Below are 24,239 nucleotides of genomic sequence, written 5' to 3' on the forward strand. Positions count from 1 at the left end.
GGGCCCGGCGCCTGCCGGACCCCCGCTCATTCGAGCTAGTCGTTCGCGCGCCAGCTCCGGATCTGGATGCCGCTGGTGGGCAGCGATCCCGGACAGTCGTTCTCGATCTGACCGTCGCTGGTGATCACCACCACCTTGTTCTTGCAGCCGCCCGATGCGCCGCCGGTGTTCAGGTCGCCCACCGAGACCCGCGGACGGGTCGGGAGACCCTGACCGATCGCCTTCCGGCGCTTGTCCTCGGCGGTGCCGGGGTTCGAGGGGAAGCCCGGATCGCCGCAGTCGAAGGAGAAGCGGTAGAGGAAGGATTGGCCGGTCGCGTTGCACAGGCTGGCCGAGGTGGGCGCCGGCACGTAGGACGTCGTGATGATGTCGCCGAGGAAGATCACGCTGTTCGAGATGAACTTCTCCCGGTCGCGACCCGTCACGAAGAACCCCTTGCCGATGTCCGTGCAGTTCTTCAAGCCCGAGTCGATGTCCGCGATGTCGAGCAGGTCGTCCTCGGTGATCACCGCCGCGGTTCCGCCAGCAGCCAGCGGGTCCGTGTCCTTCACCACGTAGAAGTGGTTGTTGTTGGACTTGCCCGCCGGCGGAGAGCCCGGCGTGTCGTCCACGCCCGCGTCAGGAGCCGCGCGCTCGCCCGCACCCCACGCCAGGGTCAGCGTGTTGCCCTTCTTCGTCGCCGTCGGCGGGAAGAAGAAGCTCTGGAAGTGCGTGCTGCTGTCCCACGCGGCGGGCGGGGAGACCTCGTCGTTGCTGTGGTTGGCCTTGAAGAAGAGCTGGAAGGGCCAGTCGGGCTGACCGAGGCTCTTGTTCGCGATGGCGTTGTTGACCGGGTCGTCGCCGACGGGGGAGACCACCCAGCGCCACATGTTGCCGCCCAGGTCTCCGATGTAGATGACGTCCGCGTAGCCGTCGAAGTTGGTATCGAAGACCGCGGGCTGCGACGCGAAGGCGAAGTTCATCTCGTCGTAGGTGACCTGGCCGCCGCCGACGCTCACGTCGGAGGTGTGGAAGGCCTTGATGCCGAGCAGCTCACCGGTGGTGATGTCGACCATCATGATGGCCCGACCCCGCAGGTACTTGTCCGGGTCGGCGCTGTCGCAGGCCAGCCCCGCCGTCTGCTGGTGGTAGGCGATGTTGTTCGGGTCGCCGCAGACGTCGTAGCCCCCGCCGAACACCGCTACCCAGCGGTCGTGGGAGCCGTTGGGGTCACCGTCGACCCGTACCCGCACGCGGGTGATCACCGGCTCGCTCCAGGTGTTCCCCATCAGCTGCTTCGGATCGGGGCCGCCGGTCACGACGTCGTCGTCCGAATTCGGGTTCACGGCGACGCCACAGCTCTGGCAGGGGAACTCCCAGAAGTAGCGCGGGTAGGCCGTGTCACTCGGGTCGGTGACGTCGAGGGCGTAGTAGCTGCGGCCGCCGTCGCGGAGACCGCCGATCAGCACCGTGCGCCACTGCTCCTTCTGCTTCGTGGCGGCATCCGGGTCGACCACCGTCGTGAACTGACCGCCACTGATGGTGCGGTAGATCCAGACGTCGCCTGCGGCGAGCGGACCGTCCACGAACGTGTCGGTACGCACGCTGCCCGGCGGCTGACTGAGCGGCAGCGACCAGATCTTGTCGCGGATCTCGCTCGGCATGAAGCCCATCAGCTCGGCGCCAGTGCCGCGATCATGGCGCTTCGGCGTGAGCGCGTTGTCCCACATGCCGGCGTGGATGCCGTGTAGCCAGCCGTCGTTGGCGCCCGCGTAGATCACGCGGTCGCGCTCGCGGTAGTCGTTGGCGAAGAGCTTGTAGGAGAGGCTGTTGATGGGTGCGTTCGGCGAGTCCACGATCACCGGAGTGGAGTGGAAGATGTCGCCGAGCAGCACGTCGTTGCCGTTCGCGTCTTCGCGGTTGTCGCAGTCGGTCCCCAAGAGGGTGCCGAACTGGCAGCCGGCGATCTGACTCACCAGCTGGGGCACCAGCCCGTCGAGATCTGCCGTGGAGTTCGGGTTCGGGAGGTTGAAGGGCGCCTTCGCCAGCTGGGCGTCGGGAGCCGTGTCGAGCCCGAGGGTTGCGCGCGTCTGGGTGTGGGTGATGGTGCCCGAGGAGTTGTTGAAGAAGTTCGAGGCGCCCGCACCGAAGGCCAGCGAGCTGAAGCCGACCCGCAGCTTGCGGTCCGCCGGGTCCGGGACCTCATCCGCGGCATCCCACACCGCGTTCGACTCGGTCAGCAGGTTGCCGTTGGTCGGGCAGGGCGGGTCGAGCGTATCGTCGCCGATCGCGCACTTGTCGTCGGCGGTCAGGATGTCGCCCGTCGCCGTGAACTTGAAGCTCTTGAGGTGGCCCTCCCAGAAGGGGGTCAGGCCGCTCGGGCGGAAGTAACTGGTGTAGAAGGAGTCGCCGTCGGTGGTCCGGCTCGCGGGCACCGTCGCCGAAGTGAAGGCCTGGGTCTTCTGGAGAATGTCGACGATCTGCTCGATCAGCGCGTCGGCGAGCTCTTCCGCGTTGTTGCTCTGGCGGAACAGGCCGTTGGCGACGTCCGCGGTCTTCTGCAGCAGCTGGTTCGCCGGGCCGCCGGTGGTGAAGCCCACCGTGTAGACGTCGATCGTCTGAGTCCCGGCAAAATCTTCCTGGAAGTCGGCCGTCTGCATGTACATCGCGAGGTCGTCGAGGTACAGCGAGGTGTCGTTGCAGAAAGAGCAGGAGTCGTCGGGCTCTTCGTCGCCGGCCTCCGGCAGCAGGTCGTCGGGGTTGAAGTTGCCGACGAGGTCGTCGTAGCTGCCGTCCATGTTGTTGAAGTCGTCCTTCGTCGGCTCACCGTCGGTGATGATCACGACGAAGTTCCTCTGGCACTCGAGCTGGACTGGCGTGACAGGCGCACTCGCAATCGCCACTTCGACACCGGCGGTATCGAAGTCGTAGGCCGGGAAATCGTTGGTGTCGACGCCGTCCGCGGGGTTCGTGCGACTCTGGAAGTAGCGGTAGACGTTGTAGAGGGTCTCGGCGAGGGGCGTCCACGTCTCACCCGAGAGGTCGTCGATGAAGGTGTCGATCGCCGTGGCGTGGGCGGTGGTATAGTCGTCGATCGGGACCGCGACGAAGCCGCCTTCCGGGTCGTCGTCGTCCCGGAACTGGGCCAGGCCGAAGCGCACCGCACCGGCCAGGTTCACCTGGCAGATCACCTCACGCAGCACTTCCTGGGCGGCGGTGATGCGCGAGCGGCGGTAGCGGCTGTAGGTGGTCGCGTAGCCCTCGTCGATCAGGCACTGCGAACGGGTGCCGTTCGCGAGGCTGTCCATGTTGTCGACGTCGTTGTTGCCGACACCCTTGAAGACGGGCGCAGCTTCGTCGCTGAAGTACCAGTTCAGGTAGCGGCCGAGGATTCGGGTGCTGCCGGTAATGGTGTCGTCGGCCCAGAGGGTGCGGGTGTTGCCGCACTGGGTCGAGGTGAGGTTGCCCGTGAACGAGTAGCTGACGTCGTTGTCGATATCGAAGCCGAAGTTGGCCACGCAGGTGGAGTTCACCGTCGGGTTGAAGGCCGGGTGCCACACCAGGTTGTTCATCGAACCCGAGTTGTCGACCACCAGCATCACGTTCGGGGGAACGCGGTTGGTGAACAGGTCGGTGTCCTGCGCGATGCTGGCGCTGGCCGGAAACAGCAGCGCGGCCGCGAAGGCAACCAGAAGGATCTTGTGTCGGGTGGCGATGGTCTTCATGGGATTCCCGTGTGGCTTGGGGGCTGGGGAAGGGCGCGCTCGAGTGGAGCGGAACTATTCGGAGGCGTACCGGATGACGATGCGGTCGAGGACGTCGGGGTCGCTTCGGGTCGCGCCGTCGCTGCCCTCGTACTCGGCACGCAGGAGCGGCCAGAGACCGCCGGGCGCATCGATGTTCTGCGCCATCAGGGAGCTCATCGTGAACGCGTCGCCGTTCTCCCAGAGGAGCTGGGCTTCCGGATCCACGAGATAGACGGTGCCTTCGATCATCAGGCGTCCGGTCGCGGCGTCCTTGCCTTCGATCAGTCCCGAACCGTTGATGGGTCCGGCCTGAGCGACCGATGCGAGGAGCAGGCTGCTGAGGAGAAGGGCTGCGAAGCGTTTCATGATTCCTCCAGAGATCTGGGGCGATGCGCCGTGGCCCCCCATGGAGCAAGCGCCGTACCAACTCGTGCCGGACCTTCGTATCGGTCGACCGCGCGAACGGTTGGAGCCCGAACTGCACATCGTCGGATGGGCGGGGTTCCGCAAAGCCTGGCGAGCGCTGCAAGTTGTTTCGCAGCGTCACCGACAGCGGTTTGCGTGGGCGAGCCGGTCGGTCGGGGCGGCCGTCCGCTGCCACCGGCGAGTTCCAACCGGGTTGGAATCGCCAGGCAGATGGGGCTGGCTCAGCGATCGCGCGCGGCTTCGGCGGCCTCGAGTCGCTCACGCGCAGCCGCGAGCTCGGGCTGGAGCTGGAGCGCACGGCGGTAGCGATCGACGGCGGCGTCCAGGTCGCCCGAGGCCTCGTCTGCCACCCCGAGCGAGAGCTCGCCCTGGGCCGAGTCGAGCGGGATGTCCTGGGCGAGGAGCCAATGCCGTGTGGCACGTCGGAACTCGCGGCGCGCGCGCAGCTGGAGCGCGAGGTTGCGGTGGGCGACGCGGTGGCCCGGGTCGAGCGCAACGGCGCGTTCGTAGTGGTGGAGGGCGGCGTCCAGGGAGCCCGCATCGCCGTGCACGGCGCCGAGGTTGTTGTGGATCGTGGCGCTCGGCGCCACGGCGAGGGCATGTTCGAAGAGCGTGACCGAATCGCGCCAGGTGCGCGTCTGGTGCCAGGCGGCGACGGTCCAGGCCGCGAGCAGCAGGACGCCGCAGACGGCGGCCGCGCGACGTAGCCGCAGAGGTCGGTCGCGGAGCTGCGCTCGGATCGCCCAGGCGATCGCGATCGAGAGCCCGAGGCTCGGGTAGTAGGTGTAGCGATCCGCCATCCCCTGCAGTCCCGCCTGCACGAACCCGGATACCGGGAAGAGCGTTCCGATGAACCAGAGCCAACCGGTCCAGGCGGAGCCCTGGCGGCTCCAGGCGACGAGCGCCGTGATGGCCGCCAGCAAGGCGAGGGCCGCGGTCACCTCGCCCGAGGACGGGGCCACCCCGCTCGCCGAATAGGGATGGGGGTAGAAGACGCCCAGCCCGATGGGCATCGCGCCCTTCCATAGGTAGGTCGCGTAGGCGACGGCACCGGAGGCGAGGCGCTCGCCCAGGTTCGGGTCGAGCCACGCGGTGGCCCCGCCCGCGCGCTGGGCTTCGAGCGTGACGACACTCGATCCGGCCGAGAGCAGGAAGAACGGGAGCTTCTCGAGCGCACGTACCAAACCCTCACGCCAGGATCCCAGTCGCGCGAGGGGCCAGCGGTCCAGAAGCAGGAAAACGCAGGGGAGCGTGACCCACATCGGCTTCGCCAGGAGACTGAGTGCGAAGCAACCGAGCGACACCCACCAGAGACGGCGGCGGTCTTCCCACGCGTAGCCCGCGTAAGCCCAGAGGGCGAGCAGACCGAAGGTCGAACTCAGCACGTCCTTGCGCTCGGCGATCCAGGCGACGGATTCCACGTGCAGGGGGTGCACCGCGAACACCGCCGCCACCCCGAACGACGGCGCGAGGTCACCGGTCAGGGCGCGAAGCGCGAAGAAGACGAGCCACGCGTTGAGCAGGTGCAGCAAGACACTGGTCGCGTGGTGTCCGGACGGGTCGAGTCCGAAGAGCTCGACGTCGAGCATGTGCGAGAGCCAGGTGAGCGGGTGCCAGTTCGACTTGTGAAAGGTGGTGAACGCCCAGCGGACGCTGTCCGCGGTCAGCCCAGCCTGCACCTGTGGATTCTCGGTGACGTAGCGCGGATCGTCGAAGCGGACGAATTCGAAGCCGAGCGCCTGGCCGTAGACCGCCAGCGTCAGAACAGCGAGGACGAGGCACGCGATTCCGTTCTCACGGGTCCACACGCGCGCATGCTACGGCGCGCGCCGCTGGCGTGGCAAACCGGTGTCGAACGGGCCTCTTGCGGCGGCTAGCGCCTGCGGCGGGCGAGGAACCCGAGGCCGGCGAGCAAGAGACTGGCCGTCGCGGGTTCGGGGACGAGCACGAAGCTGGCGGTGCCGGTGAACTGGCCGATCTCCGTCGTGATGCCTTCGGCGTCGGCCTGGGATACGGACTCGAACTCCAGGCGATACCCGGTGAGGATGCCGAGGGTGATGTCCGTGACGCCGCTGGTCGTCAGATTCAGGATCTCCTGCTCGCCGCCACCGCCGAGGAGCTCGATCAAGCGGATCGAGCTGGCACCCTCCAGGACGCGATCGATCCGCAGCGCGAAGGGCGATGTCGTCGTCGAAACGAGATCGATCGAGAACGCGGAGCGGCCGGATGCCGTTCCGGGAAGGCCTTCGAGACTCGCGTTGGCGCCGCTCAGGCCATTGAAGGAGATGCCGCCGCCGAAGGGGGCGGTGATCTCCTCGACATCGAGTGAGGCGGTGGCCACGACGACCCCAGGGGAGATGAAGCCAGCGCTGACCGAGACGTCGACCGGGAGTAGCTCGGTCTGCTGCAAGAGTTCGTCGTCATTGCCCGCGGCAGAGACGACGCTCGCTTCGAGCGTGTAGGCGATGTTCGCGGCGAAGGAATTCGCCAGGGCGGGGATCGCCAGGAGCCCGACGACACCGAACACGAAGACAGCAGCGGCGCGGTTTCCGAGGGAACCGCGACGCGATCGAGGGAGGTCGCGCATGCGGCCATCCTACGCGGGACGGTCGCTTCGGGCGTCACTTTCATGTGAAAGGCCGGCCCCGCAGGGGAACTCCCGCGCAGGGCCGGCTCACGGATCTAGCGCTTCGGGCCGCCCATTGTGCCCGGCCAGCGCGAGCTGCTGATGGTGTCGACGTGGGGCCAGAAGGCCTCCGGGTCGATCGGTCCCTCGAGCGTGATGTCCCGCGCCGTGGGCATCGCCCACGAGAGATAGGCCGAGGCCGGGCCTGCCATCGGCAGCCGCTGGGCGATCGGATCCCAGGGGCTCTCGAGGAGGCGGAGTTCGCCCTCGATCTTTTCGCGGTGGATCGGCTGGTAGTCGGCGCGCACCTGCACGACGTGGGGCGGGAAGTCGTAGGCCTTCTCGGCGCCGCCGACGGCGCGCGAGGCCTTGATCCACCACTCGTACTCGAGCTGGGTCTCGGGGAGCTCGGCCGGCCCGACCGTCTTCCCCTGGAACTCGATGAACGTGTAGCCCTGATGAATGCAGCGCGCGCGCACGGCTTCGCCGAGCCGGTAGTACTCGATCTCGGCGAGCACCTTCGGCTGGCCGTTCGTCTCCTTGCTGATGTGCACCGCCGACTCCTGGTCGATGCCGTAGACCAGCGAGTAGACGCCGGGCGTGCCGCGATAGTCGGCGTCGACGCTGACTACGACGCCGTACTCGGGCTCGTCCGGCACCGGTACGCAGTAGATCGACAGATGCACGTTCGACTCGGCGCTCGGGTCGATGCCCGGCGGGAGCAGTGCCGCGATGTTCTTCGGGTCGGTCGGGTAGTCGATCTTGAGGATCGGCCAGCCCATGATGTCGCCCGGCTGGATCTTGAAGTCGTCGAGGTTCGCCATGTCGGTCTCCTTGCGGGCATGCGCCCGGAATGCTCGATTGGGGTTTGGGATCAGAGAAGAGGACGGGGTTGCTCAGGCCTCGTCGCGAAACAGGTGACGCTCGGGCCCGATACGCGCGGCCAGCGGCGCGAGCTTCTCGGTGTCGAAGCCGTAGAAGGCGGCCGCGTTCTCCCCGAGCATCTTCGCGATGTCTTCCTCGGGGAAGCCCTTGAAGGTGTCGATCATGATCTGCTGGGTGATCGGCCAGGTGCCTTCCGGGTGCGGGTAGTCGGTGCCCCACATGATCGTCTCGAGTCCGATCTCGTGACGCAGTTCGGCCTCGCGCCGCGACATCGCCGAGCTGCCGACGCGGATGTTGCGACGGAAGTAGTCGCTCGGCTTCATCGTCAGGTGGCTCTTGTAGCCGGTGCCGAGCTTCGCCGAGTAGTGGTGGTCGCTGAAGCGGTGGTCCATCAGCTCGAGGAGCTCGGGCACCCAGATGGTGCTGCCCTCGGTGACCACGGCCTTGAGCGTCGGGAACCGCTCGAATACGCCGCCCCAGATCATGTACCAGAGCGGGCGTGCCAACCACCACGCGACTTCCGTGACGTAGATGCCGAGCCCGCCGGGCAGATCGGGTCCGGGTTCGGCGGCGGGATTCGCACCGAAGATGTTCGCGCCGAAGTAGTCCTGCATCGGCGCAGCACCCGAGTGGTAGTGGACGATCATTCCGAGGCCTTCGCACTCGGCCCACATCGGGTCGTACTTCGGGTGGTGGTAGGGATCCTGGTCGACCCACATGTGGGGCAGCATGATTCCGCGCAGCCCGTGCTCGCGGGCCCAGCGGATCTCCTTCACCGACTCGTCGACGCTCCAGAACGGCGGGATCAGCGCCAGCCCGAAGCGGCGCTCGGGGGACATGGCGACGAACTCGGAGAGCCAACGGTTGTGGGCGCGCGCGCCGGCCCACTGCAGCTCCGGGTCGGCCCCCATCGGGGAGAGCGAGAGGTCGCCACCGAAGGGCGGCGAATTGCGCTCGGTCAGCCCGTCCACGAACAGGATCTCCGCGGCGATGCCGTCGGCGTCGAGGATCTCGTTGCGACGGTCCGAATCCCAGGCGCCCGACAGGCCCCAGGCCTTGTCCTCGGCCCACCTCGCGCTCTCCTGCGCCATCTCCAGCCGTTCGCTCGCCTGTTCGAGGGCGGCCATGCGCGCCGCGTGCTGGACGTCGAACGCATCGCGGTGCTTCGGGTCGAGATAGTCGCGGTACACCTCGGGTCGCGGGCCCGCGTGTCCGTCGGAAGAGATGACGAGGAAGCGGTTCATCGGTTCTCCTTCAAGCGGGCGTCTTCGCTCGGAGGCTGTCGGCCAGGAAGCGTGAGGTCGCGGCGACCCGCGCGGCGAGCGGGTAGTCGTCGAAGTGCACCCAGGAAAGGAACATCGAGTACCAGGAGCCGACGACCACCTCGGAAAGGGTGTCGAGGTCGACGTCGTCGCGAACGCCACCGCTGGCGAGCCCTTCGCTCAGGAATTCCCGGAATGCGTCGTGGAAGCGCCGGTCGGCGGTGACGGCGCGCTCGGGGAACGCCACGGTCAAGAGCGTGCCGAGCAGCTCGCGGCGCCGCGGTCCCATCTCGAGCGCCCTGGCGGCCGCGTCCTCGAAGACGCGGACGAGCTGCTCCGAGAACGGGCCCGGCCGTTTGCTGACCTCTTCGATGCCCTCGAAGGTGGTGCGCAACAGCTGGTCCGAGATCTCCTGGAGCAGATCGAGCTTCGACGGGAAGTGGTTGAAGAAGGTCCCGTAGGCGATGTCGGCCTGGGTGGCGATCTCGTTGACCGTGGTGGCCTCGTACCCCTGGCTCTCGAACAGTGCGATCGCCGTGTCGATGATCCGCTCCCGGATCTCGAGGCGTCGCCGCTCGCGGCGGCTCGGCAGAAGCTCGGCCGCTTCGGCCATCGGGGCTAGGCCTCGCCCCGAATGCTGGCGAGCGACGGACCGATCTTGTCCGCGATGGGCTCGAGGAGGTCGCGATCGAAGTCGTAGACCTCGAAGGCGTTGAGCCCGAGGATCGCGCGGGTCTCGTCCTCGGGATACTCGGCGAACACCGACCGCAGCGCGTCCATCGTGTTCGGCCAGGTGCCCTCGAGGTGGGGGTAGTCGGTGCCGTACATAAGCTTGTCGAGGCCGATCTTGTAGCGATCGCGACCCTCGTGGTCGGGCATGAAGGACGCGCCGATGTAGCACTGGCGCTGGAAGTACTCGGTGGGCGTGAGCGAGAGGTCCTTCGTGAAGTGCTTGAAGATCGGGTTCGCGCTCTTGAACTCGAGGAGTCGCAGCGTCTCCAGGATCCACGAACAGCCCGTCTCCGAGAGTACGTACTTGAGGTTCGGGTGCCGCTCGAAGGCGCCCGACCACAAGAGCGCCGTGAACGGCCGGTGGGCCCACATGTCGACTTCCGAGATGAACATCGCGGTTGCGCACTCGAGGTCGCCGTAGTCGGGAGACCAGCCCGAGTGCGACTGCAGCGGCAGCTCGAGCTCTTCGCAGACCGCCCAGATCGGCTCGTAGCGCGGGTGGTGGTAGAAGGGCTGGTCGCCGGTGCTGGACGGGAGCAGTACGCCGCCCCACAGGCCCGACTCGCGGGCCCGGCGGATCTCGGCGACGGTCACGTCGATGTCGTCGACGTTGATCAGCGCGACCCCCGCATGGCGCCCCGGATGCTCGTTGCAGAGGTCCGCGAGCCAGCGGTTGTAGGCCTCGATCCCCGCCTGGTTCCACTCCGGATCCACCGGGTTGCGGTACTGCATGAGGCCGGCACCGAAGGGCGCCATCTGGGGAAAGATCACCTCGGCCGCGACGCCGTCGGCTTCGAGGTCGCGGAGCCGGACCGTGGCGTCCCACTCGCCCTGCCGCGGAGCGAACGGGCTGTTGCCGTCGGTGAGCATGGCGCTGAGCACGGCGTCGTCGATGTCGCCCTTCACCGTGCGCGCCATCAGCTTCATCTTCTCACCGCCCTGCCCTGCCTTGTCGGCGTAGGCGTCGACCGCCTCCTGGTCGAAGAAGGTGCCCGCGCGCGACACCATCTCGCGGGCGTAGCCGAGCCACCAGCGATCGGCGTGCTCGTGGAATTTCTTCGGCATGTACTCGTTGTAGGTCACGGGCAGCGCGCCGGCGTGACAATCCGAGCTGATCATCAGGACGTTCTTGGACATGGTGGTTCCCCCAGGAGACGGACGGACGCGCGCGCTAGCTCAGGCCCATGTGCTGGAGCTCGATCGGGCACTCGCCGCGCGCGAGCTTCTCGGCGCGCTCCTTCAGGGTCGCTTCCATCGACTGGCGATCGATCATGATCACGAAGTCCTCGTTGCGGATGCCGGCGAGGAGGAACTGGGCGAGTTCGTCGAGGTCTTGCACGGGCAGCTCGAAGCCCGCCGCCTTCGCGCCCTGCATGAACGCGTCGAAGGTCGTCTCCTGGGAAGCGTCTACCTGCACCTTGCGCGCGAGCTCGGCCGGACGGTTCCGCTTCGTCGTCCAGATCCCCGTGTCGAGCATGCCGCCCGAGGGATAGAAGATCGCGGCGCGCAGCTTCGTGTCGCGTCCGATCAGCTGGGCGGCGAGGCACTCGGTCATGATCGAGACGGCGGCCTTGCTCGAGGCGTAGACGACCTGCTGGGCCAGGGGCGAGATGCCGCCGTCGCCCGAAGAGGTGTTCACCACGAAGCCCTCTTCGCCCGAGGCGAGCATGCGCGGGACGAAGGCCTGCACACCGTGGGCGACGCCTGCGATGTTGACGCCGTGCACCCACTGGAAGTCGGAGGGCTCGGTCTCCCAGAGGTCGAGGTTCGCGACCGACACGCCGGCGTTGTTGCAAAGCAGGTGGCAGGCACCGTGCTCGTCGAACACGCGATCGGCGAGGGCGTTCACCGAGCTCGCATCGGACACGTCGGTGACGACCCCGGTGATCGAGCCGCCCAGTTCTTCGGTGGCGGCCTTGAGAGCGGGTTCTTCGACGTCGGCGATCACCACCTTCATGCCTTCGCCGAGGAAGGCCTTCGCCATGGCCTTGCCGATGCCACTGGCACCGCCGGTGACGACTGCGACGCGATCTCGAAACTCCTGCATCGAACCCTCCTGCCGAATGTGGGCGCACCCGGCGTTCGGCACCGGGCCAGGCGGGCATGCTGAAGGACGGGCGTGTGAACCGCAATCAAAAAATGATCGGAGTTCAATAATTTGGAAAACGCAATAATTCCGAATATTTGGAATATCGCGCAGCCGACCGTGCCGGCCGATCATCGGCCTCGGGCCGCTAGACCACCAGCTTGCGCAGCAGCCGGTTCCCGAACACGAACTTGATGAACTTCTGCATCCCGTCCGCCCCTTCCTTCGTGTAGGGGTACCCGCCCTGGGCCTTCTTCGCGGTGTCCACGAGGATGGGGTGGGCGTGGCAGTAGCCGCGGATGCCGGTCTCGCCGTTCACCTGTCCGACGCCGCTCGCCTTCAGGCCGCCGAAGGGCGCCTCGGGGATGCCGTAGGTCATGGCGATGTTGTTCACGTTGACGCTGCCGGTCTCCATGCGCTCGCCCAAGGCGACGCCCTTGTCGGCGTCGCTCGTCCAAACGTTGCCCGACAGTCCGTAGTCCGAGTCGTTCGCCAGGGCGATCGCCTCTTCCTCGTCCTTCACCTTCTGGATCGCCACGATCGGCCCGAAGGTTTCGCTGCGCATCAGCTCCATGTCGTGATCCACGTCGACCACGACGGTCGGCTGAAAATAGAAGCCCTTGAGGTCCGGGTTGCGGTTGCCGCCCACCAGCACCTTCGCGCCCTTCGCGCGCGCGTCGTCCATGTGGCGTTCGATGATGTCCATCTGCTTGTCCCAGAACACGGCGCCGACGTCGCCATCGGGGGCGTCGGTCTGCACGAGCTGCTTCGTCTGCTCGACCACCTTGTCGACGAAGGGTTCGTAGATCGACTCGGGCACGTAGATGCGCTCGGTGCCGCAGCAGAAGTGGCCGTTGTTGAAGCAGGAGCCGCGCACGGCTCCGTCGGCCGCCTTGTCGAGATCGGCGTCCTTGCAAACGACCATCGCATCCTTGCCGCCGAGCTCGAGGGTGACGGGGATCAGCAGGCGCCCGCAGGCCTCGCCCACCTTGCGACCCGTCGCGACGCTCCCGGTGAAGGAGACCTTGTCGACGCCGGCCTCAATCAACGCCGCGCCGGTCGCGCCATCGCCCTGCACCACCTGATAGAGATCTTCCGGGAAGCCGGCGGCGTCGGTCAGCTCCTTCAAGAGTACCGCCGAGAAGGGCGTGACCTCGCTGGGCTTGTGCACGACGGCGTTGCCGGCCATCACCGCCTGGGCGAGGGGATTCGCCGCGAGCGCCACCGGGCCGTTCCACGGCGTGATCAGGCCGACCACTCCGAGGGGCTGGTAGACGAGGGTGACCTTCGTGGTGAAGCGCATCATCCCGGACGCGGGGCGCTTCTGGGTCTGCAGGTACTTCTTCGCCCGCTTCGCGTAGTGGGAGATCTGCATGCAGGGCGCCATCACCTCCATGCTGATCGCTTCGCTGCGCGGCTTTCCGGTTTCCTTCCGCACGAGATCGACGATGTCGTCCTGGCGGGCGACGATCTGATCGACGAGACGCCACAGGTACTCGGCGCGCTGATCGAAGGAGAGCTTCCGCCACTCGGTCTGGGCCTTGCGCGCTCGCTCGACCGCGGCGCGGACGTCGTCGGCGGTGCCCGCCTCGAAGTCGCCGATCGGTTCGAGCGTAACTGGGCTGGTGATCCGATAGCGCTGGCGCGGGCCGTCGGAAGCGATGGGTTCGAACAGGGCCATGGCATTCTCCTCGTAGCAGCGGGCGGTTCCTACGAACCGCGTAGGCTCCCAGCATGCGATCGGAGGCGGGCCTCCGCAATCGACGGCTCGCGAACCGGATTCGCAGGCGCTCTTGACCACCGCGGCGCTTGTCTCGGCGGCCGCCGGAGCGCAGCATGGAGCGGGCGGGCCGATCCCGCCGAGAGGAGAGCCGGATGTCTGGAGCTGCAGCCGAAAGTCGCGTCGCCTTCGACGAGTTGCTCGACCTGTTGCGCGAGTTTGCCGATCGCTACGCGGGGCCCGAGTGGGGTGTCGAACAGCCGGACGCCACGGCCGAGGCCCTGCGCGCCGTCCTGCACCTGCTCGAGGCCTCCCTCGTGACGCGTCAGGAGTCGCACCCGACCCGGCCCTGGTTTCGCGAGTTTCCGCTGCCGACCCGCAAGTTCCTGGGCGACAACTCGGACGCGGTCTACTTCGAGACCGCGATCTCACCGGATCATCGCTACCGCCTGACCGGCAACATGGCTGGGGCCGTGTACGTCTCGATCACCATCGAGTCGGGCGCTCCGAACGGGGAGTTCTCCCGCAGCACGGGCGGCGTGATCAACGACAGCGAGTTCGACGTCGCCGCCGACGGCAGCTTCGAGATCTTTCTGGGAGGCGAACCGCGCGACCGCAACTACCTGCCGCTGCCGCCCGACGCCGACCGTCTCACCACCCGCCACTACTACGAAGACGAGAAGCCGGCGCCGATCGAGCCGCGCCATACCGACCTGCGCATCGAGGTGCTCGACCCGGGTCCGGCGCCCGACGCGCCGAACGACGCCAACGTCGCGGCGGCGATCCGGCGGGTCGCGGCGTTCATGCGGACGTCGACCCTCGACATGGGTCCGCCGCCGCGCGAACAACCCGACTTCGTCTCGCGCGTGCCCAACGAGTTCCCGCAGCCGGTGAAGCCGGGCAACTTCGCCCAGGCGGCGGCCGACGCCGCGTACAGCATGGCGCCCTTCGTCGTCGGTCCGGATCAGGCGCTGGTGATGACCGGCCGTTGGCCCGACCATGTGCGCTGCGCGAACGTGTGCCTGTGGAACACCCACATGCAGACCTACGACTACCTGAACCGCTCGGTCACGCTCAACCGCAAGAAGACGGTGCTCGAGCCCGACGGCAGCTACCGGATCGTGATCGCCCACGAAGACCCGGGCGTCCCGAACTGGCTCGATACGGAAGGCCGCGCCTTCGGTCTCGTGTTCTGGCGCTTCATGCTGCCCGAAGGCGAGATCGACACGCCCCAGGCCGAGCTCGTCCCTGTGGCGTCACTGAAGGCCCAGGGACGCGAGGGCGCCTGACCGCTCCAATCTGCCGCGAGCCTTCCGAGGGCACGGCGGGCGCTGTCGCCCCGGTACGGGGCTATTCTGCGGTTGGGGGGGCGAGGGAGTGAAACCTCCGGTTCGGCGGAGCGTCGAAGACCCCAACACAGCCCGGGGGGACGGCCGGGTAACCGAGTGGCCCGGGGCTGCGTAGGAAGGGGCACGTGTTCCCCGACGAGCGTCGGGGTGCTGCCGACGACCGGGTTTCCGGCCGCTTGCGCAACGGCTGCACGACAGCCAAGGAGAACGACATGAAGATGAAGGGATTGCTGGTGGCGAGTGCCGCCCTGGGCCTGATGGCGGCTGCGCCGGGTGTGGCGACGGCGGACGACCACGGTGATGGCGGCGACAAGGTGAAGTGCGAAGGCATCAACTCGTGCGCCGGCACGGGTGCCTGCGGCGCCGCCGACGGCAGCCACGACTGCGGTGGCAAGAACAGCTGCAAGGGCAAGGGCTGGGTGTACACCTCGGCCGACGAGTGCGCCGAGAAGGGCGGCACCGTCCTCGAGTAGCGGGACTCACAGCGCCCCGGTCGCCGATAGGGCGCCCGGGGCGCTCGTCCTTTCGCTCGACGTCTCCCCATGACCGCCTCCTCGGACCGAAGCGCATGAGCGCACGTCGCTCCGTACCCGATCTCGGCCACGGTGTGGGCCTGCGCCGCGATCACTACGAGGACGTGCTGGCGGGGGACGTCCGGGTCGACTGGTTCGAGGTCGTCTCGGAGAACTTCATGGTCGCCGGGGGACGCCCGCGCGACATCCTCGCCCGCGTTCGCCGCGACTATCCGGTGGTGCTCCACGGCGTCAGTCTGTCGATCGGTTCGACGGACCCGCTCTCGAATCCCTACCTCGACGAACTCGCAGCGCTGATCGAGCGCGTCGAACCCGCCTGGGTGTCGGACCACCTGTGTTGGACCGGCGTCGGCGGACACAACGCGCACGACCTGCTGCCGCTTCCCTATACCGAGGAAGCGCTGGCCCACGTCATCGACCGGGTCGCGCGCGTGCAAGACCACCTCGGACGCCGGATCGCCCTCGAGAACGTGTCCACCTATCTGCAGTTCGCTGGAAGCGCCCTACCCGAGTGGGAGTTCCTCGCCGCCGTCGCCGAGGGCGCCGACTGCGGAATCCTGCTCGACGTGAACAACATCTTCGTGAGTGCGCACAATCACGGCTTCGACCCCGAGACCTACCTCGCGGCGGTGCCGTCCGAACGCGTGTGGCAGATCCACCTGGCGGGCCACACCGATCAGGGCACCCACCTGCTCGACACCCACAGTGCACCGGTGCGCGAAGAGGTCTGGGCGCTCTACCGCAGCGCGACGCGTCGCGTCGGCGCGGTTTCCAGTCTGATCGAATGGGACGACGACATTCCCGCGTGGTCGGTCCTCGAAACCGAGAGTCTGCGCGCGCGGGAAGAACGCGCAGGCGTACTCGCCGAGGCACCCGCGGCATGAGCGAGATCACGCTGGCCGAGGCCCAGCAGCTGCTCTGGGAGCTGATTGCGGCTCCCGAAGGCGCGGCATCCGGTGCCGCGGCGCTCCAACGGGCAGGACGGATCGAGGATCCGAGCCTTGCGTTCCTGGTGCGCGAAACCCCGCGCATGACGGCCGTCGATTGCGTCGACGTGTACGCCAACATGTACTTCTACCGGCTGCATGACTGCCTGCGCGACGACTTTCCCGGGTTGGCCGCCGAACTCGAAACCGGACGCTTCAACGATCTGGTGACCGACTATCTGCTTGCCCACCCACCCCGGCACCCGTCGCTGCGCGAGTTGGGGCGGGCGCTCCCCGACTTCGTGGCGGGGCACGCATTGGGGGCATCGCATCCCCTGGTTCCGGGGCTGGCGCGTCTCGAGTGGGCACGCGTCGATGTCTTCGACGCGGAAGACGCCGAGCTCCTGACCCGCGACGCGATCATCGCGCTGGGTTCGCACGACCCGGAGACGTTTCGGATGCACGCGATCCCCGCCCTGCGCACGTTCCGGGTGCCGGTGGGCGTGTTGCCGCGTTGGCGTCGCCACGTGGAAGCGAGCGAAGAAGCCGAACCGTCCGCGGATCCGGCAGACACGGTCGCCGTCCGGGCCTGGCGAAACGACTTCGCCGTCTGGCACCGCTCGATGGAGGCAGACGAAGCCGCTTGCCTGGACCGCCTCATCGCCGAGGGCGTCGGTCTGGGAGCCCTCGCCGAGACGCTCCTCACCTATCACGAGGGGGACGAGGAGCGCGCGATGGGACGACTCGCGGGGCTGCTCGAACGTTGGGCCGCCGACGGGATCGTGACGGACGGACCGAGCGCCTAGCGCGCATCCAGCGCGCGTCCGAGGGATTCCCCGACGTGGCGCCCGAGCCGCTCGAGGCCCGTAGCGTTGAAGTGGCAACACGTGTCGGCGTAGACCGTCGCTTCGACCGCGGCGAACAAGGCGCTCAGGTCTTCGAAGAGGACGCCTTCCTCGGTCAGCTGCGCCGCCGCTTCGCGCAGGAGCGGGTAGCCGAGATGCACTCCGCGTCGGTACGGGTGACGCGGGTCGAACGCCGAGCGCCGCTCTTCCTCGCTGAGGGGCTTCGAATCGGGGACGTACTGATTCGGTTGCAGGAAGTGGGCGTAGAGCGCGCCGTTCGCCTCTGCGAGGCGCGCCATCTGCACCGAACTCTCGGCCCAGATGCGCGCGACCTCGCGATACAGCGCCTCCTCGCCCTGCAGGCCGGCGTCGGGGCCTCGCGCCGCGTAGGGCAGGGCACTCGACTCGGTTTCGAACTGCTGGAGCTCGAGGCCGAGGGCCGCAGCGCGCCGAGCGAGGGCGCGGTCGCGGAACTTCCACACGAGCGCCGCCGTCGAGCTTCTGCCCAGCGGCAGCGCGAGCCAACGCTCGGCCCAGGCCCGACGCTCGGCTTCGGCGAGGCCCTTCGCGCCGATCAGCTTCTGGAGACCCGGCTCGGGGACGCTGGCGACGCGCAGGGACCATCCGCGCGGATAGGCAGGATGGACGCCTTTGCGTGCGTTCTCCAGCGCCAGGGCCATCTCGTTGAAGCCGTCGAGATTGATCACGGCGTCGAAGTGCGCCCCCAGCGCGTACAGATAGGCGAGCGCCTGGATCTGCTGGGGCTGCTTGTGACTGCCCAGCGCCGCGCGCACCACGACGACTTCCCGTCCGTTCAATGCCCCGCTGTCGTCGAGGGCGGCCTCCAGGGCCGCCACCGCATCGAGACCGAACTGCAACGCGACCGAGCCCCCGAAGACACCGACGACGAAGCGCTCTTCGCTCTTCGGAAGGATCGGCGCCTTGTCGTCGACGAAGCCGAAGTCCGAAACCGGAACGCCCCCGTGTTGGCCCTCGCGTTCGCTCGAGTTCCAGTCGTCCGGGTCATAGACGAACCCCAGGTAGGGGTGGAGTGCGTCGGCCGCCATCATGCGCTCGAGGTTCGTCTGGGGCGCGGGGTCGAGCGGATCCAGGGCGCTGGCCTCGGCGAGTGCGCGCTGGCGCTCGCGGACCTCCTCGAGCGAGTGGGGCGCTTCCCCGGTCCAGCGCAGGACGCCGAAGCAGAGCGCCTCGATGGCGAGCCCCACGAGGGCCGCGACGACGACGCCGAGCAGGAGCGGGTTTCGGCCCGCCGCGGCCATTCGGTCTAGCGCCCCGTGAGGGTTGCGACCGTCGAGGCCCAGTGGTCGGGGTCGGGTGCGCGGTTGTGGGTGAGGCTGACGCCGTCCGCGATGCCGTCCAGGCGTGCGCGTAGCTTGTCGACCAGGGTCGGACGTTCTCCGACGACGGCGAGGGTCTCGAGGATCTCGTCGTCGACCAGCTCCGCCATCGCGTCCCACTCTCCGCGCTTCGACATGCGGTTCAGCTCGACGTGCAGATCGCCCCAGCCGTGGCAATCGAGGGTCGAGCGGTAAGCGGGCGTCGATCCGTAGAAGGCGAGATGCTTGCGCGCCGTTTCCTTGCTGTGCGCGAAGGACTCCTCGGTATCCCCAGTCACGACCATCGTCGCGCAGATCACATCCAGCTGGCCGCGCTGCTTTCCCCCCTTTGCGAGTCCTCGTTCGAGGGCGGGCAGCGTGTTCTCGAGGAGGGATTGGCGGGAGTTGAAGGGGTGCCCGAAGAACCCGTCGGCGACCTCGCCCGCCACCTCGGTCATGCGCGGCCCGAAGCCGCCCACGTAGACCGGCGGCGGGCCGAACGGGTTCGGCCCGGGATCGAAGGCCGGGATCATCAGCGTGTGGCGATAGAACTCGCCTTCGAAGCGAAGCTCCGACTTCCCCTCCCAGCGGTCGAAGATGGCCTTCGTCGCGAGCACGATCTCGCGCATGCGCGCCGCGGGTCGTGACCAGGGCATGCTGAAGCGCTTCTCGATGTGCGGCTTCACCTGGGAGCCGAGGCCCAGGATGAAGCGGCCACCGCAGATCGTCTGCAGACCGTGGGCGGCGCTCGCCAGGTTCATCGGGTTGCGGCCGAAGGCGATCGCGATCGCCGTACCGAGTTGCAAGCGGTCCGTCCGATCGGCTGCCAGGGCCAGCGGGAGGAAGGGGTCGAGCTTCGCCTCGAAGCTGAAGGCGCCGTCGTAGCCGATCTCCTCGAGCCGTTGGAACGCCTCGGCGGCGTCGCGCGGATTCTCCATCGGAGCGGTCGTGTACACCTTCATGCGCGTTCCCTTCCCTTCGGGCGCTGACCCTATCTCGGGACGCGCAGGAACTCCACGAAGAAGCGCACCGGCCCGTCGGGAACGACGTGATGGGTGAGCTCCGGCACGACGATTCCCGGCGTCTCCGGCGTAAGGGTGTGTCGGACGTCGGAAGCGGCGTCGGGGACGTAGCCGAGCGAGCCCTCCAGGACGACGATACGCGCCCAGACGCCCGCGGCGGTGCGGTGATCGCGGGTCAAGCCCGCAGGTACGGAATCGGCGTCGAACTCGGGCGTGCGCTTGTAGGGCTCGACGGCGCGCGGGAGCTGGGCCCGGTCGCAGCCCTTGCAGTCGAATGCGGACCCGATCCGAGCCTCGCGTTCGTCGGCCTCGAGCACCCAGGCCCGCTCCTGCCAGGGCGGGTCGTGACGGACGTGTCGCCGGTGGCCGCAGTCCAGAGAGACGAGCCAGTCGCCGTCGTCGTCCTGGGCGAAGGCCGTGACGCGTCGCTCCACCGCCCCGACTAGCCGCCCATCGGTCGGATGGGATCGCCGCCGTCCCAGCTGCGCGCCACCTCGGCGATGTGCGCAAAGAAGCGGCCCTTGGTGCCGCTGATCTCCGAGAGTTCGATCACGGTGCCGGGGTGTGTTTCCGTCTCGTAGTAGACGAAGCGGCCATCGGGCCCGCCCACCTGACCCGATTGCCCGATGTCGAGGCCCCGGGCGTCGAGCCGGGCGAGGTCGTCGTCGAAGCGCTCGGTCCAGTATGCGAGGTGCTGGAGGCCCTCGGAGCCCGTCTCGAGGAAGTCGCGATACATCGACGGCGCCGTGTTGCGCGGCTGGATCAACTCGATCTGGAGCGCGCCGGTCTGGGCGAGCGCGATGCTGACCTCGAGCGGAGAGGTTTCGCCCCGGTAGCGAAACTCCTCGATCGGAGCGCGTTCGAAATAGAAGAAGGGCCCGACGCCGAGGACCGTGGTCCAGTGCTGCATCGCGGCCTCGATGTCGTGGACCACGTAGCCGTTCTGCCGGATCTCGCCGAAGTGCCGACTCATCGCCCCTCGCGGCTCCTCAAAGCGCCACCGGCTGGCCACTGCGGACCGAGGCCTCGGCGGCCGCGCCGATCTCGACGGCACGCAGGCCGTCGTGGGCGGTGACTTCGACTTCGCTCTCGCCGCGCACCGCGCGACCGAAGGCCTGGTGGGCGTAGTAGGTGGCGCCGTGATGAAAGCCCGCCTCCAGCGCGATCGGGTCGACCGGGACGTTCTCGACGCGGACTGCGGGCAGACCGTCCTCGCCGCGGCGCCGCCCCTCGACGAAGTCGGAAGAAGGAACGAAGGACTCCACCTTGCCCGCGTCGCCGGTGGCCGCGATCTCTTCCTGATTGCGGGAGCCTTCGGCGAACATGCACAGGTCGAGCAGCGCACGGGTTCCACTCGCGAAGTCCACCACGACGAACGCGTTGTCGAGGATGTCCGGCTGCTCGCCTGCATAGCGCTCGTCGAGGTGGTTCACGTCCTGGGCGCCCGATGCATAGACGCGCACCGCCTCGCTCTGGGTGATCAGCCGCATCAGGTCGAAGTAATGGCAGCACTTCTCGACGAGGGTGCCGCCCGTGTTGCGCTCGAAGCGGTTCCAGTCGTCGACCTTCGGCAAGAAGGGAAAGCGGTGCTCGCGGATGGCGAGCATCCGCAGCGTGCCCACCGCGCCGTCGTGCACGGCCGCGACCAGCCGCGCGACGGGAGCCATGTAGCGGTACTCCATGCCGCACCAGAAGACACCGCCGTACGCCTCGGCGCGGTCGGCGACCCAGCGCGCGTCCTCGACGCTGGTGCACATGGGCTTCTCGCAGAGGATGTGTTTCCCGGTCGCGAAGAGGTCCTCGAGTACCGCGCGGTGGGTGTGATTCGGCGTCGCCACGATCACCGCATCGACGTCGGCGTCGTCCAGGAGGTCCCGGTAGTCGCTGTAGCCGCGCGCGTCGGGACAGGTCAGCGCTCCGAACCCGCGGCTGGGTTCGTGCGGATCGGCGTAGGCGACGACGTCGGCGCCGTCGACGACCGCGATGTTGCGCATGTGCTCGGTGCCCATCATTCCCGAGCCGATGATTCCGTAGCGCAGGGTGTCGCCCATCGCGCCCGATGCTAGGCGATTCGGCGACGGCCGGGCGCGCTACTCCGCGGGCGGCGCGGGCCCGGACCGCGGGAAGAGGCCCTCCACGACTGCGACGAGAACGGCACACACCCCGAGTCCGTTGATCGCGACGCCGAGGTAGCGGGCGAGGTCCGAGGGCCAGAGGCTCGGATCGGCCCGAAACGCATTCGAGATGGCCTGGAGCGCGGCGGCTCCGGCCAGTGCAGCGAGTCCCAGGAACGGGACGCGCCGGTTGCGGGTCCACCAGAGCAGGCCCGCTACCGCCAGCGCGATCGCCGCGGTGACGAGGGACGCCGAGGGGCCGAGGGCGCGGCCTCCCGCAGCGATCCGGGCGATCCCGACGATCTGCCAGGCCATGACCAGCGCGGCGTAGCCGAGCAGCAGCGGAAGTGACCGCGGAAAGTGGTGCATCGCGAAACCCCCAGAGACCGCCCAGCCCCACGGCTCCCTCCAAATGGGGGGTGTCCTGGGCCTCGCGGCCGGCGCCTCCCCGCGCCTGAGTCCGGTCGTAGTTGCCGACACCGTAACGAGTCGTTCGATTTCGGACACAAAGTCTTGAGCCTCGGAGCCCGTGGCGCCAGACTGGGCCCGCTGAGCGGTTCTAGCGGAGAGGAGTCCATGGATCGGGTGTCGACATCCGACGACGAACGTCCCGGCATGCGCCGCGGGAGAGGTTTCGCCACCCCGTTGGTGCCACCGCAGCTCTCGGAGGAGCGCTGGTCTTCGCAGCTGCTGCATCGCCTGGGCTTCCGGCCGTCCACGCGCCTCGCGCCCTCGATGCTCTTCTTTCGGAACGTCGGCGCGGTGGCGATCGCAGCGGTCGCGTGCCTGCTGCCCGAAGTCGGACCGAATCGGTTCTGGCTCGCTGGAATCCTGGTCTTCGTCTCGATTCCCTGTGCGATCTGGCTCGAGCGTCATTTCCCCGTATCGGAGACCGGTTGGAGTGAACCGCTCTTCGACCTCGTGATGGTCGTCTCGCTGGTGCACCTGGTGCCGAGCATGTGGTTCCCCGCGCTCGTGATCGGGCTGATGGTGGTGCAGGCGCCCAGTGTGGGCAGTCACCAGCGCAGCTTCCTGTTCTACGCGTTGTTCGCCGCGATCCTGACCAGCGGGATGACCTTCGCCGCGTGGTTGCACGACGTGGAGGACTGGAAGCTCCCCATCCTTTGCATGGCGGTGCTCTATCCCTCGGTGATTTTCTACTCGTACCAGCAGGCCCGGCGCACGCGCGCGCTGCGTGCGCACACCGAGGCGCTGGAGAGCCTCTATCGCGTGGCCGGCGGTGTGGCCCACGACTTCAACAACGTGCTGACCAGCGTCATGGGACATGCCGAGCTGGCGATGGCGGATCTCCCCGGGACGCATCCGGCCCGGACCTCCTTGACCGAGGTGGTGCGTGGTGCGAACCGCGCGAGCCTGTTGTCAGGGCGCCTGCTCGCGTTTTCGGGTCGGGGTCAGGAAGCGGACGCCTTCGTCGACGTCGAAGGCGAGGTGCGAGACCTCGTCGAGCTGCTGCGGCCGATCGTCTCCAGCGAGATCGCGCTCGAGGTGCACTCGAAGCTCCAGGGCGAGACGGTGCGTTGCCCGCGCAGCCAGTTCCAACAGGCGCTGATGAACCTGGTCATCAACGCCTGCGAGGCCACGGCCGTGTCGAAGGCACCCGTTCGGATCCATCTCGAGTCACCGCAGGGCGAGATCTCGGGGCGTCGCTGGGTGCGGATCCGCGTGGTCGATCAGGGCGTCGGCATTCCCGCGCAACACCAGGACCGCATCTTCGACCCGTTCTTTACCTCGAAGGGACGGGGCCATGGGCTCGGACTCGCCAGCGCGCGCCAGACGATCGAGGAAGTCGACGGCCGGATCTTCGTCGAGAGCCGCGAGGGGAGTGGAACCCAGGTCACGGTCTACCTCCCGGCGCAGACACGCGTGCCCAGCGTGCGGGCGTCGCTGGCCGGGGTGTCGCAGGGTGCACGGGTGGCGCTCGTCGTCGACGACGAGGATGAAGTGCGCAGGACGATGGCGAGTCTGCTCGAGCATCTGCGCTTCGAGGTGATCGAGGCCGAAAGCGGAACACGCGCGCTGGAGATCGTCGAGGAGTACGGCCGCGACATCGAGCTCGCCGTGCTCGACGTACGCATGCCGGGCATGAGCGGCTGGGACCTGTTGGCGTCGCTCCGCGGTCGCGGCTGGGACCGACCCGTCGTCGTGTGCAGCGGCTACGACGTCGCGGGCAGCGGCCGCTCGGCGACCGACCCGCGGCTACGCTTCATCGCCAAGCCGTTTCGCCTCGGGGAGCTGCGTGACACGCTCGAGGGGTTGGGGCTCGTCCTGGAGGCGCCGGGCGCGGCGGCGCGCGGAGCCCAGCCTCCGCCCGAGGGGCGGTCCTAGCCCACGAACCGGAGCTGGACGAGCGCGACGAGGACCATCGCGAGGCAGAGCTGTCCCGTGCGTTGGGCGAGGACCCAGCGATGCAGCGTCGGGTCGGGCAGCCGCGCGGGCTGCCCCGACCAGTAGAAGGCGGTGAGGGATCGACTCCCCGACCAGTTCCCGAACGGCAGGAAACCCGGCTGCCCGAGTGCGTCCCAGACCTGCGGGTGGTGCCGTCGCAGCCGGCGCAGACAGCCCGCCGAAGAGACGAGCAGGCAGGCCAGGCAGAGCCAGAAGGCGTCGAAGGGGACGAAGGGCACTCTGTG

At 68.1% G+C, this 24,239-nt stretch carries 22 protein-coding genes; 5 read left to right on the forward strand and 17 right to left on the reverse strand.

Annotated elements, in window-relative coordinates; genetic code table 11:
* Positions 1-35: 35 nt before the first annotated feature.
* From AAF430_07225 to AAF430_07270, 10 genes are all read right to left on the reverse strand, one after another.
* The gene (locus AAF430_07225) at positions 36-3,704 is read right to left on the reverse strand and encodes a hypothetical protein (GenBank protein ID MEM7410005.1); all 3,669 of its coding nucleotides are present in this window, start codon (positions 3,702-3,704) and stop codon (positions 36-38) included.
* 54 nt (positions 3,705-3,758) lie between these two features.
* Positions 3,759-4,091, reverse strand: a complete 333-nt coding sequence (locus AAF430_07230) for a hypothetical protein (GenBank protein ID MEM7410006.1) — start codon at positions 4,089-4,091, stop codon at positions 3,759-3,761.
* A 281-nt stretch (positions 4,092-4,372) separates the two neighbouring features.
* The gene (locus AAF430_07235; protein MEM7410007.1) at positions 4,373-5,959 is read right to left on the reverse strand and encodes a hypothetical protein; all 1,587 of its coding nucleotides are present in this window, start codon (positions 5,957-5,959) and stop codon (positions 4,373-4,375) included.
* Positions 5,960-6,024: 65 nt separating this feature from the next.
* Positions 6,025-6,738 (reverse strand): PEP-CTERM sorting domain-containing protein, encoded by a 714-nt coding sequence (locus AAF430_07240; protein ID MEM7410008.1) that lies wholly within the window; start codon positions 6,736-6,738, stop codon positions 6,025-6,027.
* 95 nt (positions 6,739-6,833) lie between these two features.
* The gene (locus AAF430_07245) at positions 6,834-7,601 is read right to left on the reverse strand and encodes an acetoacetate decarboxylase family protein (GenBank protein MEM7410009.1); all 768 of its coding nucleotides are present in this window, start codon (positions 7,599-7,601) and stop codon (positions 6,834-6,836) included.
* A 72-nt stretch (positions 7,602-7,673) separates the two neighbouring features.
* The gene (locus AAF430_07250) at positions 7,674-8,906 is read right to left on the reverse strand and encodes an amidohydrolase family protein (GenBank protein ID MEM7410010.1); all 1,233 of its coding nucleotides are present in this window, start codon (positions 8,904-8,906) and stop codon (positions 7,674-7,676) included.
* Between the two features lie 10 nt (positions 8,907-8,916).
* Positions 8,917-9,537 (reverse strand): TetR/AcrR family transcriptional regulator, encoded by a 621-nt coding sequence (locus AAF430_07255; GenBank protein ID MEM7410011.1) that lies wholly within the window; start codon positions 9,535-9,537, stop codon positions 8,917-8,919.
* Positions 9,538-9,542: 5 nt separating this feature from the next.
* On the reverse strand, positions 9,543-10,793 hold the full coding sequence (locus tag AAF430_07260; GenBank protein MEM7410012.1) for an amidohydrolase family protein: 1,251 nt from the start codon (positions 10,791-10,793) through the stop codon (positions 9,543-9,545).
* Positions 10,794-10,827: 34 nt separating this feature from the next.
* Positions 10,828-11,703, reverse strand: a complete 876-nt coding sequence (locus AAF430_07265) for an SDR family NAD(P)-dependent oxidoreductase (protein MEM7410013.1) — start codon at positions 11,701-11,703, stop codon at positions 10,828-10,830.
* A gap of 187 nt (positions 11,704-11,890) precedes the next feature.
* Positions 11,891-13,423, reverse strand: coding sequence for an aldehyde dehydrogenase family protein (locus AAF430_07270; GenBank protein MEM7410014.1), 1,533 nt, complete (start codon positions 13,421-13,423; stop codon positions 11,891-11,893).
* A 194-nt stretch (positions 13,424-13,617) separates the two neighbouring features.
* On the opposite strand from AAF430_07270, the gene AAF430_07275 reads away from it, so the two are divergent.
* The 4 genes from AAF430_07275 to AAF430_07290 all read left to right on the forward strand — a co-directional run bounded on the left by AAF430_07275 (position 13,618) and on the right by AAF430_07290 (position 17,076).
* Positions 13,618-14,751 (forward strand): DUF1214 domain-containing protein, encoded by a 1,134-nt coding sequence (locus tag AAF430_07275; protein ID MEM7410015.1) that lies wholly within the window; start codon positions 13,618-13,620, stop codon positions 14,749-14,751.
* 272 nt (positions 14,752-15,023) lie between these two features.
* The gene (locus tag AAF430_07280; GenBank protein MEM7410016.1) at positions 15,024-15,284 is read left to right on the forward strand and encodes a hypothetical protein; all 261 of its coding nucleotides are present in this window, start codon (positions 15,024-15,026) and stop codon (positions 15,282-15,284) included.
* A 95-nt stretch (positions 15,285-15,379) separates the two neighbouring features.
* Positions 15,380-16,228: a DUF692 domain-containing protein gene (locus tag AAF430_07285; GenBank protein MEM7410017.1), complete on the forward strand. Its 849-nt coding sequence runs from the start codon at positions 15,380-15,382 to the stop codon at positions 16,226-16,228.
* A complete protein-coding gene (locus AAF430_07290; protein MEM7410018.1) occupies positions 16,225-17,076 on the forward strand; it encodes a DNA-binding domain-containing protein in 852 nt (283 codons plus the stop codon). Before AAF430_07285 ends, AAF430_07290 begins: the two co-directional genes overlap by 4 nt.
* Here the strand turns inward: AAF430_07290 and AAF430_07295 are convergent.
* The 6 genes from AAF430_07295 to AAF430_07320 are packed head-to-tail and all read right to left on the reverse strand — an operon-like array spanning position 17,073 to position 21,957.
* Positions 17,073-18,395, reverse strand: a complete 1,323-nt coding sequence (locus tag AAF430_07295; GenBank protein MEM7410019.1) for a hypothetical protein — start codon at positions 18,393-18,395, stop codon at positions 17,073-17,075. The genes AAF430_07290 and AAF430_07295 overlap by 4 nt on opposite strands.
* A 5-nt stretch (positions 18,396-18,400) precedes the next feature.
* Positions 18,401-19,414: a TIGR03617 family F420-dependent LLM class oxidoreductase gene (locus AAF430_07300; GenBank protein MEM7410020.1), complete on the reverse strand. Its 1,014-nt coding sequence runs from the start codon at positions 19,412-19,414 to the stop codon at positions 18,401-18,403.
* Between the two features lie 29 nt (positions 19,415-19,443).
* Positions 19,444-19,908 (reverse strand): DUF3565 domain-containing protein, encoded by a 465-nt coding sequence (locus AAF430_07305; GenBank protein ID MEM7410021.1) that lies wholly within the window; start codon positions 19,906-19,908, stop codon positions 19,444-19,446.
* An 8-nt stretch (positions 19,909-19,916) separates the two neighbouring features.
* The gene (locus tag AAF430_07310) at positions 19,917-20,447 is read right to left on the reverse strand and encodes a VOC family protein (GenBank protein MEM7410022.1); all 531 of its coding nucleotides are present in this window, start codon (positions 20,445-20,447) and stop codon (positions 19,917-19,919) included.
* Between the two features lie 16 nt (positions 20,448-20,463).
* The gene (locus AAF430_07315; GenBank protein ID MEM7410023.1) at positions 20,464-21,525 is read right to left on the reverse strand and encodes a Gfo/Idh/MocA family oxidoreductase; all 1,062 of its coding nucleotides are present in this window, start codon (positions 21,523-21,525) and stop codon (positions 20,464-20,466) included.
* Positions 21,526-21,564: 39 nt separating this feature from the next.
* Positions 21,565-21,957, reverse strand: a complete 393-nt coding sequence (locus AAF430_07320) for a hypothetical protein (protein MEM7410024.1) — start codon at positions 21,955-21,957, stop codon at positions 21,565-21,567.
* A gap of 207 nt (positions 21,958-22,164) precedes the next feature.
* Between AAF430_07320 and AAF430_07325 the strand changes: the two genes are divergently transcribed.
* Positions 22,165-23,934 (forward strand): ATP-binding protein, encoded by a 1,770-nt coding sequence (locus tag AAF430_07325; protein ID MEM7410025.1) that lies wholly within the window; start codon positions 22,165-22,167, stop codon positions 23,932-23,934.
* Here the strand turns inward: AAF430_07325 and AAF430_07330 are convergent.
* A complete protein-coding gene (locus tag AAF430_07330; GenBank protein ID MEM7410026.1) occupies positions 23,931-24,233 on the reverse strand; it encodes a hypothetical protein in 303 nt (100 codons plus the stop codon). The genes AAF430_07325 and AAF430_07330 overlap by 4 nt on opposite strands.
* Between the last annotated feature and the right edge of the window lie 6 nt (positions 24,234-24,239).

It is taken from the genome of Myxococcota bacterium (genome assembly GCA_039030075.1).
Taxonomy (GTDB): Bacteria; Myxococcota_A; UBA9160; order UBA9160; family SMWR01; genus JAHEJV01.